This is a genomic window from Pseudoalteromonas rubra (assembly GCF_005886805.2).
Classification (GTDB): Bacteria; Pseudomonadota; Gammaproteobacteria; order Enterobacterales; family Alteromonadaceae; genus Pseudoalteromonas; species Pseudoalteromonas rubra_D.
This window is the reverse complement of record NZ_CP045429.1, coordinates 2,463,075-2,478,645: the sequence shown is the minus strand read 5'-3', so window position 1 is coordinate 2,478,645 and position 15,571 is coordinate 2,463,075. Positions and strand designations below refer to the sequence as shown.

Below are 15,571 nucleotides of genomic sequence, written 5' to 3'. Positions count from 1 at the left end.
ATGAAACAATTTAAAAAAAGCACCTTGGATTGGTGGAATGACTTTGTTCACAGAGTTAAAAATAAAGGTGAGGACAAATGGTCAGTGACCTGCGAAAACAACAATCTTGTTGTCAACAAGAATGGCCGAGAGGTATCCAAGGTCAGGCTTGATGATGTTGTTAGCGTAACGGCCTACAAAAAAGACCTTGTTACTTATGACCCTGTTTTTCTGTGTTTTTTGGATAAGAACGACTGCACTATTGAAGTCTGGGAAGGCATGAATGGATTCGACTCTTTTATTCACAATGAGCTAGGTAGGTATTTTGACGTTAAGCCAGACTGGTTTGCCAGCGTGAATAAGGGGGCGTTTGCTGAGAATAGACGGGTAATCTGGAAACTCTAAACGGATAAAGAGGGCTGAAAATTCAGCCCTTCCCCAACTCGAAGAGGAAAATACACGGACACCCAGTAGAATTTAGAATACACGGACACCCAGCGTTATCGGTTCTTGCTACGTGTCTTCTAGGGTAAACACTAGAGGAAAATTTAGGGTGACACCCATTTAAAATCGGCGCTCTCTGAGCGCCTTTTTTCTGAGAGGTAGAATTTAGGGAATTTAGGAGGAAAATACACGGAGAGGAAAATACACGGACACCCAGCGTTATCGGCTCTGGAATTTAGGTTGATATGTAAATTCACGGACATCCAGCGTTTTCAGCTCTTGTTACGTGTCTTCTAGGGTAAATGTGAGCGCGCTATTTTGTGTAACTTTGGAATGGGTGTCTGCTAAAAATTCTCAGTCGATTAACCCCTACTCATATATAATGAATGTAAATTTAGGGTGACACCCATTTAAAATCGGCGCTCTCTGAGCGCCTTTTTTCTGATAGAAAATGTACGAAAAAAGTGGGGAATACACGTATCATTAACGGGACCCTCATTAGGGGGAGCGAAATACACGGACACCCAGCGTTATCGGTTCTTGCTACGTGTCTTCTAGGGTAAATGTGAGCGTGGGGAACACACGGACACCCAGCGTTATCGGCTCTGGAATTTAGGTTGATATGTAAATTCACGGACATCCAGCGTTATCAGCTCTTGTTACGTGTCTTCTAGGGTAAATGTGAGCGCGCTATTTTGTGTAACTTTGGAATGGGTGTCTGCTAAAAATTATTTTTAGAGATATTGCGGGTGGTCACCTCTTTGAGAATGGAAATAAGCGAACAGCACAAGCTGTAGTTGAGTCGCTAATGCAACGAAATGGAATAACTACCGGACCTGATTCCACTCAATTACGAACAATTGTCAACCAAGTTGGTAAAGGCCACTTGAAAAATGTAGATGATATAGCAACCGCTCTAAGAGGTTATTAATGATGCAAGATATTTCAAAAGAGGCGATGTGCGCTATCGCCTCAAAATTAGGGCTACCTGAAATTAGCCCCTCATGGCAAGGGATTGATGCCGTACTTCCTTTATTAGATAAGATTAAAGGTGAAGGTGGAATTGTGATTATCAAATTCGATGGTGAGCGCAATTCTGAAGACGATAACGGCCAATATACTTTAATGATTTCTGGAACACCACTAGCTGGAGACTTCATTCGAACAGATTCTGAAACTGTTGAAGAAGGATTAGCAACAGTTATAACGGAATATGCGGAAAAGGTCTGGCAGTTAAGCATAAATCACTAACCTAGAATTTAAGAAAAGTAGTAATTTAGGGTGGCACCCATTTAAAATTGGCGCTCAGAGAGCGCCTTTTTTGTGAGAGTAAAATACACGGACACCCAGCGTTATCGGCTCTGGAATTTAGGTTGAAACCCATTTACCCATTCAAAACCGGCGCTCAGCAATTTGAGGTGGTTATCTGGTGCCTCTTTACATTAAAAGATCGTAAAAAAAGGCTTGGTTCTGTATAATAATTGATTGGGCGTGGGGCTACTAAAGCTTGACTCAGTTCCGCTTCACTACACCGTTTGGCCACGCATTATCAGCCCCTTATTAGGGCGTTAAATTAAAAGCTAACTATGAGGTAAATTTTGAAAATTAAAGCACTCGTTATAAGTTCAACATTGGCGATCTGTTCATTTGTTACTCATGCAGGCTCTTGGAGCGGTACGACTTATGTTAGGGAAATCTATGCTCACTCAACAAATAATGTTGATGGAACAATATACTTCAAATTCGCTTCAATGAAAAATCCATACAATTGCGAGCAGTCTGACTTAATCGCTCTGAAGAAGTCCAACCAAGTATTCTCTGAATTGTACTCGCTCATATTGGCTGCATTTGCAACCGACCAAAAAGTAAACTACTACGTCAATGGCTGTGATCAGCATGGTTACCCTGAACTAATTCACGCAACCGTATCTATGTAGTATTTTACCTATAAAGCCAATCACAAGACTTTACAGAGCTACATAGATACCCAAGTGCTACATAGACATCCAGGCTTTATACCTCTTGCGTATATTTTTGTGCGTGAGCACTATTTCTAACAAACAGACGGAAGACTGAATGAAGGGCTCGTGGGTAAGCCGGCTCCGTTGAAACAGTCGCTATTTGACACTGTGCGGCGCGGTTAAGCCCTGCCTGAGTGTGACAGTCATCATTTGAGTTTCAGGTAATGGGAATTCTAACCTAATAAGCGTTCACAATTAGCCAGGTTAGCGCGCCGCCTTTTTTGTAGGTGGGTATAATAATTAGTCATAGCATGACGCCTGCCTACTGCGCCGCGGAATACTTTGGTAAATTGCGTGGTGAGTTTTAGCCAGTTTTCGGGCTCTATTTGCAATCGAGCGAGAATAGGTTGGGCATCGCAGATGTGTCCTCGTTTGTCTGCTTGAATACATCGGCCTGTTAGTTCAACCAGTTCAATGTAGTATTTAAGCTCAAAGGGGAGCCCTTTGGGCATATTCTGTCTTGGGTTGCCAGCAAAGCGCAGAAGACTCTTTGGCTGCTTCCCACTATGAGTATGTTCAATACGTTTTTTGATACTGGTGAACTCAGAAGTTTCAGGTGTGTTGGCCATTTTGGCCCGGATTGGATTCAGGTCAACGTAGGCCATACAGGCGGCCAGTGCCGCTTCATCGAGTAACGCTTGGGATTTAAACCTGCCTTCCCAGAACCGACCCGTACAGCCATCTTCTTTGTTTGCCCTGCGGGCAATGTCTTCGTTGAGCACGCGCATAAACCAGCTGATGCTCGATAGCCTTTCACGATATTTGTCGATAATATCGTTGAGCATCATATGCTCGGACGGATTAAGTTTGTTATCTTCAACAAATTTGTGCGTCAGCCAGTTTCCCTTGAATAGCTTATGCCAGCGGATAACAATCGCTTTGTCGGTCAATCGATTGGCTTTTTTATCATCCACATACAAAACGATGTGAGTATGGTTACTCATAACCGCGTAAGCGCAGATATCAATGCAAAAAATGCTTGCCAGCAGGAGTAGCTTTTCTTCAACCCATTCACGTCGATGCTCATAAGACTGGCCTGTTAACGGGTCTTCACCACATAGAAAGGCTCTCCTGACACAGCGAGAGATGCAATGGTAGTATTTTGTGTCAACTAAGCTGACCTGGCTTTTCCGTGCCGTTGGCATTTTATGTCCTTATCCTTGGAGCAGATAAAAAGCATAGATAGTGGAAGTCAGGCAGGCAAGTTTTTGGGAGGTCAGCTAGTCATTCGAAGTATGACAGACAAGCTTTGAAATGGGTGTCTACCGTCTTCCCACATTTGGGAGGTCAGCTAGTCATTCGAAGTATGACAGACAAGTTTTGGAATGGGTGTCTGCCGTCTTCCCCTTGGAGCAGATAAAAAGCATAGATAGTGGAAGTCAGGCAGGCAAGTTTTTGGGAGGTCAGCTAGTCATTCGAAGTATGACAGACAAGCTTTGAAATGGGTGTCTACCGTCTTCCCACATTTGGGAGGTCAGCTAGTCATTCGAAGTATAACAGACAAGTTTTGGAATGGGTGTCTGCCGTCTTCCCTCTGCCGTCTTCTGCCGTCTTCCCGATTTTTTGCCGTGTGTTCATCACATTGATTTTGCATATTAATATCTGAACCCCCCGGACTAAGGCGCTAAGTACCTGGGTTAATTTAACATTTAAACCTTTTACGGAATCTCATCGTCTAAGGAATGATATTCAAAATATATAAAAAGGAAAAAAATGAACCGATTCATAACCCAAACTAAATCAATGATATTGGTTATTTCATTAATGGCAGCGTTGGCCTCGTGTAAAAGTCATGATGCAACAGATTTTGAATCAAACACTAAACATGAGCTCATAGAATTTATTGATGGAAATGTTGGGCAGGTCGTCTCAATTTCGATTGTAGACTCAGAAAATACTCACCAATATCATTTAGGGACGTTAAGTAATGGCGATATGCCTAACAACCAAACAATATACGAAATTGGCTCTTTAACCAAAACTTATACAGGGTTAGTTGTTGCTAAGGCCATTCTTGAAGGGAAAGTTGAGCTTGATAAAGATATCCGTCATTACCTTAAAGGTAGAAAATACAAAAATTTAGAGCTGTCTAACCAATATATAACTTTACGACACCTTTTGACCCATACTAGTGGTCTTCCAGGAGCTTTTGCTGTTAGTCGTAAAGATATTGAGCAAGGCAGATATTTTGAAAAAATATCAAAATACTCCAGAGATGACTACTTTGATGATCTTAAAAAAGTGCAGCTTAACTCTACACCTGGTGAGGATTACCTATATTCAAACGTTGGTACTAATTTAGCCGGATATATTCTCGAATCAGTCTACCAAAAACCTTTTGAGTTGCTAGTTTCTGAAATGATCACGAGCAAGTCTGGAGAGCTGGGAACGAAATTTAGACGTACAGAATCCGAGGTAAGTGAAGTTACAGTCGGTACCGATGGAAATGGCAATCAAATGCCCTTGGCTAGTGCTTATTGGTTTGCTAGTGGAGGATTAACTTCAAACGTTGAGTCTGTCACACGTTATATGCAACACCAGTTGTCCTCAGAGCCTGAGGTGGCTATTTCACATCAACTTTTGGAAGAGAGTTGGACGGGCCATGGCTCGGCATTTTATTGGTACACAACTAAAGATGATTCCAATGAACTGATGCTTTATCAAAGTGGTGGCTCAATGGGCACATCAAGTTGGCTGGCCATTTATCCAAATAAAAATGTTGGCATTTTCATCGTAACAAATTTAGCAGAGGAAAATACTCAACCAAAGTTAGAAGCTATTTCAGATAAGGTTTTTGACTATTTGATGGCATATAACAAAGCCTCAAAGTCGGATTCGTAACAGTAGGCCAGTTCCGCTTCGTTGTATACTTGAAGGAGGGCACGAATTTAGGAATGGATGCCTGTCGGTTTGCCAGCCCAGTGGAACAGCAAGACAGGCACCCGATTAGCGCTACTCACTAGGCGCACATGAATTTGGAGGCAGTTTTTTCTGAGTATATCGTGTAGGCTAGAGGCCTCACGTATGGTGTTATGATCTGGCTGGCTTTTGGCTATATGAACTAAGTCAAACAAGGCGGGGCGTGTTCATCATATGAGTTTGAACTTTTAATATCTGGGGATTCCTCAGACTACGGCGTTATACGCTTTCGGAATATCAAAAGGAACGATGTGTATGAAATTAGCACAGTTGAACATAGCGTTAGCAAAATATCCTCTAGACAGTCTGGAAATGAAAGATTTTGTCGATAATCTAGATCTAGTCAATGGAATAGCAGAAAGCAGTGAAGGGTTTGTTTGGCGCCTAAAAGATGAGTCAGGTGATGCAACATCAATAAAGGCCTTTGATGACCCAAATATGATTGTAAATATGTCGGTTTGGGAATCCGTAGATGCACTGAAAAATTTTATGTTCCGCACTCATCATCGTGATTTTATGCGCAGAAAAAGCGAGTGGTTTCATCGTTTGCCGGAGGATACGTATGTTCTTTGGTGGATCGAAGATAATCAAATCCCTGATCTCAGCGACGCCATAGAGCGATTGGAACACCTAAGAAAAATAGGTGACACGGCTTATGCATTTACTTTTAAGGCTAACTTTACTGAGAGTGAAGCAAAAAGTGTACGTAAGGGCCTTGTTGATTAAATCCACCATAAAAAACACAGACACGCATCTGTACCTGTATCTTGTATGTTTCGCTATGTTCAAAACTTATGTATAGAGACCAGTTTTGGAATGGACGTTTGCTAGTTCTCTGAGAAAATGGAGTTAATTTGGAAGATAGTATAATAGGTTCTTTGGTAGGGCTTGCTTGTGGCGACGCAGTAGGCACTACGTTGGAATTTGCGTCAAGAGGCTCTTTTGAGCCAATTGAGGATATGGTCGGTGGCGGTCCTTTTAATCTGAAGAAAGGGCAGTGGACCGACGACACCTCGATGGCGTTATGTTTGGCTCATAGCCTGCTCCGTAAGAAAGCGTTTGATCCAACTGATCAAATGAATCGCTATTGTGATTGGTATCGTGATGGTTACATGAGCAGTAACGGAAAGTGTTTTGATATTGGAATGACGGTATCTGACGCGCTGAGAAAGTACCTGGAAACCAGGAATCCTTTTAGCGGTTCTATCGACCAGTTTTCATCCGGAAACGGGTCTATTATGAGATTGGCGCCGATACCCATATATTATTTCGGGGATATTGATGCTTGTATAAAGTATGCGGGAGAAAGTTCACGAACTACGCATGGTTCTCCTCTGTGTATTGAATCTTGCGAGCTTTTTGGCTATTTAATTCACAAAGCGTTCAACGCTAATAGTAAGAACGAAATATTCCAAGCCATTCCTGGCAACTTTTGCGCTGAGTTGCTGCCGATATCTGAATTCAGCTTTAATACTTTGGAATACATGGAGCTCACTGGCAGTGGCTACGTGATTGAAAGCTTGATCTCTGCACTTTGGTGCTTTTACCATGGCGAAAACTTCAAGGATGCAATATTACTCGCAGCGAATATCGGAAACGATGCAGATACAACAGCGGCAATATGTGGGCAAATTGCAGGAGCTTATTATGGGTATAGTGACATACCTAAAGAGTGGCGAGAATCAATAACAATGGCCGGTGAAATTAAGCAGCTCGCTTTGGATTTATATCGAGCGGGACTTGCCAGCTAACAAATGGGTCGTGCGGGTGCCTGACAGCGCCGCACTATCAGGTGTTATATGTCTATGAACACATCTATCATCTATGAAAAATTAGAGTTTTATCGAGAACAGTATTTAGCTCAATCAATCGGTTTGTGTGTTGATAAAATTGTTTCAATTCACAATAAGCAGTTCACGCTCAATATTTGGCTTGATCATGATTCAAGTTTCGAATTAGTAGTATTTATGCTGACTGAGTCAAAACTTCTATTTAAAAGTCACTACTGTTTAGGTTTGAGAAAATTACATAAAAAACAAATTGAGTACCTTACAAATGAACAATTATGGGAGATAGGTATCCCGTAGTGAGCAAATAGAAAATTACTTAAAAGGGGGCAAACCAGTTGGTTTTTTTGTTCATCGCTAATGTGAGCCAAGTATTCACATGCCTATTAGACAGGTTTTAGGCTTTACATTCTCAGGAGCATGCGTAGTTCCACAAGTTTTTTCAAGTGCGAGTGTTGTAACACGATGTAATGGTTTTAGTTATCGTGTCGGCACACAATGCCGCTATGAACTATTACAAAAGGAATAAGTCGCTATGTCTTTGATCGACGACCTGAAACACCTGTTTGAACCTTTCGCCTCCAATCCGCCAATTATACTTAGTCCTGATGAATGTCGTGACCAGTATGACAAATCACGTCAAGTTTTTAATCGCAGATTTGATTTTATGCCCAGTGTCATTGTGCAGGTTAAAGATACGGCACAGGTTGCTGCGCTGATTGAGCATGCAACCAAGAATGATATTGAAATCGCTGTTAAGTCTGGTGGCCATGACCATGAAGGTGAGTGCGTTGCAACTGGCAAGCTACTGATAGATTTTAATCTGATGGACAGTGTTAATGTGTATCAGGCCAGTTTGCCATCCAGTGCTGGACAAGTGTTTGGTGTGCGTATTCAACCCGGTGCTATCTTTGAGAATATTAAGACAAAGCTCGATGAATATCATTTTGGTATTCCTCATGGCACGTGTCAGAGTGTAGCAATTGCTGGGTATACCATGGGCGGTGGCTGGGGACCCTGGACACGCAAGTATGGTATGGGGTGTGAGCGATTGGTTGGTGCAACCATAGTGCTTGGTGATGGTTCTGTGAATTACTTGGGCGAGAGTGCAGAGCTCAATCAGGAGCTCTGCTTGTCGGACGATAAAATACGCAAGGACCCGGATCAAAACAACAGTTTATTATGGGCACTGCGAGGTGGTGGCGGACTTAGTTATGGTATCGTTACTGAGTTGGTTTTCAGGCCTTTCAAATTACCTTCTATTGCGCAGAGTTTTGTGATTAAAAGCGACTCATTTCCGGCGCTTGAAAAGATCAAGGCTGTTGACATTATCGCGGCCTGGGAGCAGTTAACCGCACCTGGTCAAAATCCAAACCTGATAGGCACTAACCTCAAAGTGAATGCCAAAGGGGTGAAACACGCATCCGAAATCAGTGAAAACGCACTCCTAAGCTGGCAACTGAATGGTCATTTTGGTGGTACGAAAACTGAACTGGAAACCATGATGACACAGTGGGCTTACTATTTGGTATCTCTAATTAATCAGGACCCTTGCTTAACTGATAGCGAAAAGCAACAGCAAGCAAATGATGTCATTCATGAATTCAACGAGTTTTATCAGAGAACCTGTGCACATGCAGTAGAGTTTAATGCAGCGACTAATAGCACAGGGTACTCTCTGGACTTTGATAGCTGGGACAGGGAGGTCGGTGGTATTCAGCTTGAAACAGACGAGCCGGCACCACACAAGATTACGTCAAGGATGCCCACTCAAAGTTGGGGAAGTGATGGCCGAAAAGCGCTGGTTAAGTCACTGCAATCTACCTTGTTATACGCAGATAAAACTAACAGCAATATTGCGGCTTACATTACCTTGGGCGCTATCAGTGGCCAGTATTATGCAGATAAACAGCAATTATCAGAACAGGATAAAGTGAGCTGTGCTTTTCCCTATCAGGACAGGCCATTTACGATCCAGTATCAAGCGTGGTGGGATCAGCCGGAGCAAGGTAATGACCCCGAAAATGTCGCAAAGCAGATCTCAACGCGGTTTTATGAAAACAGAGCGCAAGATTGGATTGAGTCGTGTCGAAGTTTTGATATACCAGACACGAGAGGGGCATTTATCAGCTTTAAGGATGCAGCAGTGAAAACCGAAGATTACTTTGGTGACAGCTATGAGTCGCTAATTGGCGTTAAACTCGACCAGAGTCAGGACTCCAAATGCCTGTTTAGAAGCAGAAAAACCATTATCTAACAATTCATCGTTATTGGCTGGCGCAGGGCCAGCCAATAACTATTCCACTCAGGTGATAGTCGTTTTGTTTACCCAGTATTCAAGCTTTTCGGTGACTTTGGCTGACTCTATGGGTTTTGTTATATAGTCATCCATACCCGCATCAAGGCACTTTTGCCTGTCGCCTTGCATTGCGTTTGCCGTCATTGCGATGATGGGGATATCGGTATAATGATTGCCAGCCTGAGCAGAGCGAATACGACGGGTGGCTTCATAGCCGTCCATTTTTGGCATTTGGCAATCCATCAATACCAGGGTATAGACTTGGGTTTCCGTGTCACTCAGTTTGTCCAATGCCTCTATGCCATTTTCTGCAATGTCGATTGTTACGCCCAGGTGCTCTAAGATCCGCGTTGCAACTAATTGGTTTACTTTATTGTCCTCGACCAGCAATACATGGGTGTCTTTTGCCCATGGGAAGTTTTGTATATCGTCCTGATCTGGTTTGTGGCTGGGTTTGGTACCCTCTTCCAGACTATTAGTGGGCACTAAGCCAGACAGTGCTTTCATCAAATCGTGTTGGGTAGCTGGTTTTGTGAAGTAGCCATCCAGGGGCACCGGGCTTGATTCAACCGCATCAAACTGTTCATCCAGTAGCGTCATCATGATGAGCTTTAGCTGACTAAGCTGGCGGTTTTGTCTGATCTCATGGGTCATTAACTCACTACTCATTGTGGGCAGTGTTCTGCTGAAAAACACAATGTCAATGCTGCTTGCAGAGAGTATCTGCAAAGCCTGCTCTGCGCTGTGCGCTTCGCTAACTTGTACTTCCCAACGCTCGAGCTGATGCTTTATAACTTCGTTACTTGAGGTATCCGAGTCCACTAGCAGGGCATGGATGTTCAATGACGAAAATGCGGGGGCATTTGGTTCTGTGATCTCACATGGGTTGACCTGACATGTGAATTCAAAACAACTGCCGCTCCCAACGGTGCTAGAAACAGACACATCGCCACCCAGCAACTGGCATAGCCGTTTGGTTATACTCAGGCCCAATCCAGTCCCGCCATATTTTCTGGTGGTGGAAGCATCAACCTGGGTGAAGGAATCAAACAAGCTTGAAAGCATCTCTTCGGGTATGCCAATCCCGGTATCCTGAATGCGACAGGTGAGTAGGGTTTTGTCTTCACTGATAGAATGAGTCAAAGACGCGCTCATCACGATTTCGCCTTGCTCAGTAAACTTAATTGCATTACTCAGGATGTTTGCCGCGATTTGTCGGATCCTGCCTGGGTCTGAATTAATCATGGCTGTTTGGATACCCGTCAGGTCGATGACTAAGCCGACGCCTTTCGTTTGAGCGCCGAGCGCCATGGATTCAGCCAGCTGCTCAAATAGCTGTCTGACATCGAAATCGATGAACTCAAGTTCCAGTTTGTCAGCCTCAATCTTCGAAAAATCCAGAATATCGTTGATCAGGCTCAGTAAGGAGTGAGCACTGTTACTGGCAATGCCGACAGAATGCGCCTGCTCAGGTGTTAATTCGCTGTGCTTGAGAAGCTCCAGCATGCCCAGCACCCCGTTCATTGGGGTTCTTATCTCATGACTCATGTTGGCTAAAAATTCAGATTTCAGTCGGGTTGCTTGCTCTGCTTTTTTGAGTGCAGCTTCAAGTTCCATCGCTTGTGACTTCAAAGAAGCCGTTTTCTGTGAAACTTGCTCTTCGAGTTGCACTACGAATTGCTTTTGGCGATTGATTTCCGCTTTTTGCATGCGGGTGCGCAGATAGATGACGGTAAAAATAAGCAAAGCACATGCTATGGCATAGAGTGTGTAGGCCCACCAGGTTTTCCAGGGCGGTGGGGCAACGTGTAAGTTAATAGATAACAGTTGCTCGCTCCATTCACCTCTACTATTCGTGGCTTTTACCTGAAATGTATAGGTGCCACCATCCAGATTTGTGAACGTGGCTGAGTTTCGGTTGCCAATGTCTATCCAGTTGTCGTCATAGCCTTCAAGTTTATAGGCATACTGGTTTTTATTAGGCGACACAAAATCAAGCACGGAAAACTCAAGAGAAAAAATATAATCCAGGTAGGTAAGGTAGATATCTGTGACGTATGAATAGGGTTTATCAAGCTTGACGGACTGGCCCATTTTATTAAAGCCCGTCAAGATAAGCGTTGGGTCTTTGAGGGTTGATTGCAAAGGACGTGTACTGAAATATTCGATACCGCGCTGACTACTGGTAAAGAGCAGGTCTCGTTTGGCTTTGACCAGGCTATCGGAGTAGTAATTTAATCCAAGCAATCCATTATGGCTGTCAAAATTACTCACTTTCCCCGTAGACGGTGAAAACTTAGTGATGCCTCGGTTTGTAGTTAGCCATAAATTACCTCTCATATCGTCAGAGATAGCGCGGATCAAGTTGCTTGGCAGGCCATTTTGTGTGCTAAAGTGCGTAAAGTTGTTTGTCTTGGCCTGATACAGGTTGAGCCCTTGCTGGGTGGCAATCCAGATCTGCCCATCCTGGGTTTGGTAGATATCCTGTACAATGCTGCCAAGCAGGCTGTCTTCACGATATGGGTTATTCACAAAGGGCTGAAAAATTTGCTCTTTTTCAAGCCACAAGTTTACACCATTACCGGTGCCGACCCACATGTTGTGGGTATCATCTTTGTATATGGTTAGCACTTCTGGATGTGACAAGCCATAGGAGGTATCGAGGTGTCTGAAGGTGCTAGTGTCCGGGTTATAAATGTAAACTCCGTTTTTGTATGTACCTACCCAGAGGTTGCCTTGTTTATCAACGGCAAGCGCTCTTATTTCTCTAAATTGCCTGTGGTTTGGGTCATCCTTTGGATAACGAATAATTGTCACGTCACGTGTATCCAGGTTGAACTGTGCTAACCCTTCATCCTGCGCGACCCACAAAGTGGCATCGGCATCAAGATGTAAAACCGGGCGCTCAAGGAGTCGATTTTCACTAAAGCCGTTAGATTCATTAAATAGCGGCTCAGAAAGGGGGTGTAGGGTTTGAGATGCAACATCCCACCTGAGCAAGTGTGAAGTCGAATTGACAACAAGCAGGTCTCCATTTTTATCTGCAGCAATCCCATTTGGTGCTTTGAGCATTGAATTGCTGATGGATTTGAATTTACGATGTGGGACCAGTTTAAAAATACCGTGTACTTCATTGGTGATCCACAGCGTTTTGGCATTGTCTTCAAATATTATCCGCATGCCATTATTGTACTCAAGTTCCAGTTGCACTAATTCTTCATTTGACGGGTGCCGCCTGAATACACCTTTACTGGTAACAAACCAGATATAACCCTCCTGATCCTCAATCATTGAGTTCACCTGTCCGAGGTCGGTGCCATCTTGAGCGCCAATTTTACTGAACTCAGCACTGGCAGGGTCGAATGCAAAAGGTCCTTGCTGGGTTCCGACGTATAGTTTGTTATGCGACGTTTTTAAAATGTGCCTGATTTCATTGGTACCAGTGGGGGTGGTGTTTGTTGGGTCAGGGAAAAAATAGTTAAAGCGTTGCGTGGTTTTATCGTAGAGGTTCAGGCCGTAACTGGTGGCTATCCAAAGGCGGTCCATACCATCATTTTCGATGTCCCATATTCGATTGTGAGACAGGCCGGAGACTGAGTCAGTGCTTTTACTGACGTGCTCAAACTTACCCTCTCCCAGGTATCGATTAAGGCCACTATCATATGAGCCTAACCAGATTGAACCATCCAGATCATGATATAAAGACTGGATCCGGTTTGCTGAAATTGAGGTTGGCTGTTTAGGGTCATGAAGAAAGTTCTCGAACTGTCCGGTCTTTGGGTCATAGCGATTAGCACCTCCACCCCAGGTGCCAATCCAAATGTCGCCATTTCTATCTAACATCAGGTTGCCAGCATCATTGTGTGATAAGCCACTGTCACTTTGACCATCAAACTCAAACAGAGTGACCTTACGGCCATCATAGCGCATCACACCATTCTCAGCGGTACCGAACCAGAGTAAGCCTTGCTGATCTTGTATTATTGAATAGATTTCGGATGAGACAAAGCCGTCCTCAGCAGTCAGCTTTTTAACTGAGTATTGATTAGCAAGTACTGGGATGTTGCCAAAACACAACGCTGGCGCAACAGCCATCAAGACCAAAACGATATAGACTACAAAAAGCCGTTTACCCAAATGCATGATTGGCAACCATGAAAGATGCTTAAAAAGCGTAACTCGTGTTACTAGGCTAGTAGAAATTGCGTTCGATTTCTATGCATTTAGTTGTTTATGCAGTTAAAATTTTATTGCCCGAGCCAGTCTTTTTACTCCAGAATCGTTTCGTTTTAGCCGATAAAGCGACTTGGCTAACGCTGAGCTGTTGTGGATGAAGGGCGAGATATCGCCCTTTGCTAAACTGGTTCGCTGAGGGATTTTTCCATCGCCTCGCGCATTTTGAACTTTTGTAGTTTTCCAGTCACCGTCATGGGGTAAGTATCTACAATACGTATGTGTTTGGGGACTTTGAAGTAGGAAAGCTTGTCTTGTAAGTAAGTTTTAATGGCTAGCTCATCAACATAATGATCCGGTTTTAGTTGAAGCCAGGCGCAAACTTCTTCACCATATTTTTCATCGTTGATCCCAAATACCGCCGCATCCTGAATGTCAGGGTGATGATACAAAACTTCTTCAATCTCCCGGGGGTAGATGTTTTCGCCGCCGCGGATGATCATGTCTTTGATGCGTCCCACAATAGTGACATACCCTTCGTCATCCATTACACCCAGATCGCCAGAATGCAGCCAGCCTTGTGCATCTATGGTTGCCCGGGTTTTGGCATCATCCTGCCAGTAGCCTTGCATGACACAATATCCTCGAGCACACACCTCGCCGGGCACGCCCCTGAGAGTAAGCTCACCACTTTCATCAATGATTTTCACTTCAGTATGGGCAATGGCACGACCGACAGTGGTCACTCGTTTAATCAATGGGGCCGACACTTCAGTAATATGATTAATGGGGCTGCATTCGGTCTGGCCATAGCCAATTAAGATGTCTATCATGTGCATTTTTGTCTGCACATCACGCATCACTTTTTCCGGACAAGTGGCTCCCGCCATGACACCGGTTCTGAGTGAGCTCAGGTCGAATTGATCAAACTGCTCGTGCTCCAGTTGTGCGATAAACATAGTAGGCACGCCGTGCAGTGCCGTACACTGCTCGGCCTCGACGGTTTGCAGTGTCAGAAGCGGATCGAAAGCATCGTTGGGGAACACTGCGCAAGCCCCCTGGCTGAGACAAACCAGGTTGCCCAGCACCATACCGAAACAGTGGTACAGCGGAACCGGAATACAGAGCTTATCCTGCTCTGTAAGTTGCATGGTCTGCGCAACCAGGTTGGCATTATTGAGAATATTACGATGGGTTAATGTTGCGCCCTTAGGGTTGCCGGTTGTTCCTGAGGTAAACTGGATATTGATGGCGTTGTCGGGGCTTAACCTGGCTCCGATAGTGCGCAGGGTGTTGTAATCTTGATCTGACGCGAGTGAAAGCAACTGATTGAAATCACACAATTCTGCTGGGGTTGGTTCTCCTTGCTGGGGGATCACCACAACATGGGTCAGATCAGGCAGTGTAGGTGCGTATAGCTCACCAAAAGAATGCTCTTCCAACTGCGGGGCGAGCTCTTTAAGCATATCGACATAGTGACTGTGTTTGAACCGGGTGGCCATAATGAGCATCTTACAGCCCGCATTATTGAGCGCAAACTCCAGCTCGGCAGGGCGGTACGCCGGATTCAGACACACCATAATGGCACCGATCCGCGCTGTGGCAAATTGTACGAGAGACCACTCAAGGTTATTGGGCGACCAGAGTCCAACTCTGTCGCCAGGCTGGATCCCGCAATATAACAGGGCGGCTGCCAGTTCATCAATACGCTTAAGGTACTCCCGGTAGCTGAGGCGCTGCTGCTGATGGCAAACAACAATTGCTTCACGGTCGCCGAACTGTTCGACAATGTGCTCCAGAAAGCCGCCAATGGTTTGATCAAGTAAAGGCGTGTCAGAGGGACCTCGGTGATAACTGAGGGTCGGGTTCATTGCTGATGTTGTCATTATCTATTCCTTGTTGTTGTCATTGCTTTTTATTATCCAGTGCACCTGCGAAACCAATCAGGG

Annotated in this window: 9 protein-coding genes; 6 read left to right on the top strand and 3 right to left on the bottom strand. The window is 44.3% G+C overall.

Going from position 1 to position 15,571, the window contains the following annotated elements; translation table 11 throughout:
* Together CWC22_RS10710 and CWC22_RS10705 are read left to right on the top strand one after the other, a co-directional pair.
* Positions 1-384, top strand: coding sequence for a hypothetical protein (locus CWC22_RS10710; RefSeq protein WP_138539818.1), 384 nt, complete (start codon positions 1-3; stop codon positions 382-384).
* A gap of 969 nt (positions 385-1,353) precedes the next feature.
* Entirely contained in the window at positions 1,354-1,674 is a 321-nt protein-coding gene (locus CWC22_RS10705) for a hypothetical protein (RefSeq protein WP_138539817.1), read from the top strand.
* 943 nt (positions 1,675-2,617) lie between these two features.
* Here CWC22_RS10705 and CWC22_RS10700 read toward each other — a convergent pair.
* Positions 2,618-3,589, bottom strand: coding sequence for a transposase (locus tag CWC22_RS10700; RefSeq protein WP_195879820.1), 972 nt, complete (start codon positions 3,587-3,589; stop codon positions 2,618-2,620).
* Between the two features lie 568 nt (positions 3,590-4,157).
* On the opposite strand from CWC22_RS10700, the gene CWC22_RS10695 reads away from it, so the two are divergent.
* The 4 genes from CWC22_RS10695 (at position 4,158) to CWC22_RS10680 (ending at position 9,407) form a co-directional block, all read left to right on the top strand.
* Positions 4,158-5,285, top strand: coding sequence for a serine hydrolase domain-containing protein (locus tag CWC22_RS10695; protein ID WP_138539198.1), 1,128 nt, complete (start codon positions 4,158-4,160; stop codon positions 5,283-5,285).
* Positions 5,286-5,618: 333 nt separating this feature from the next.
* Positions 5,619-6,089 (top strand): DUF3291 domain-containing protein, encoded by a 471-nt coding sequence (locus CWC22_RS10690; protein WP_138539199.1) that lies wholly within the window; start codon positions 5,619-5,621, stop codon positions 6,087-6,089.
* A gap of 128 nt (positions 6,090-6,217) precedes the next feature.
* The gene (locus tag CWC22_RS10685; RefSeq protein ID WP_138539200.1) at positions 6,218-7,114 is read left to right on the top strand and encodes an ADP-ribosylglycohydrolase family protein; all 897 of its coding nucleotides are present in this window, start codon (positions 6,218-6,220) and stop codon (positions 7,112-7,114) included.
* Between the two features lie 571 nt (positions 7,115-7,685).
* On the top strand, positions 7,686-9,407 hold the full coding sequence (locus CWC22_RS10680; protein ID WP_138539201.1) for an FAD-binding oxidoreductase: 1,722 nt from the start codon (positions 7,686-7,688) through the stop codon (positions 9,405-9,407).
* A gap of 48 nt (positions 9,408-9,455) precedes the next feature.
* On the opposite strand, the gene CWC22_RS10675 is transcribed toward CWC22_RS10680, so the two are convergent.
* Together CWC22_RS10675 and CWC22_RS10670 are read right to left on the bottom strand one after the other, a co-directional pair.
* Positions 9,456-13,592, bottom strand: coding sequence for a hybrid sensor histidine kinase/response regulator (locus tag CWC22_RS10675; RefSeq protein WP_138539202.1), 4,137 nt, complete (start codon positions 13,590-13,592; stop codon positions 9,456-9,458).
* A gap of 212 nt (positions 13,593-13,804) precedes the next feature.
* Positions 13,805-15,508 carry an AMP-binding protein gene (locus tag CWC22_RS10670; protein WP_230090563.1) on the bottom strand — a complete coding sequence of 568 codons (1,704 nt, stop codon included), beginning with the start codon at positions 15,506-15,508 and terminating at the stop codon, positions 13,805-13,807.
* Positions 15,509-15,571 lie beyond the last annotated feature (63 nt).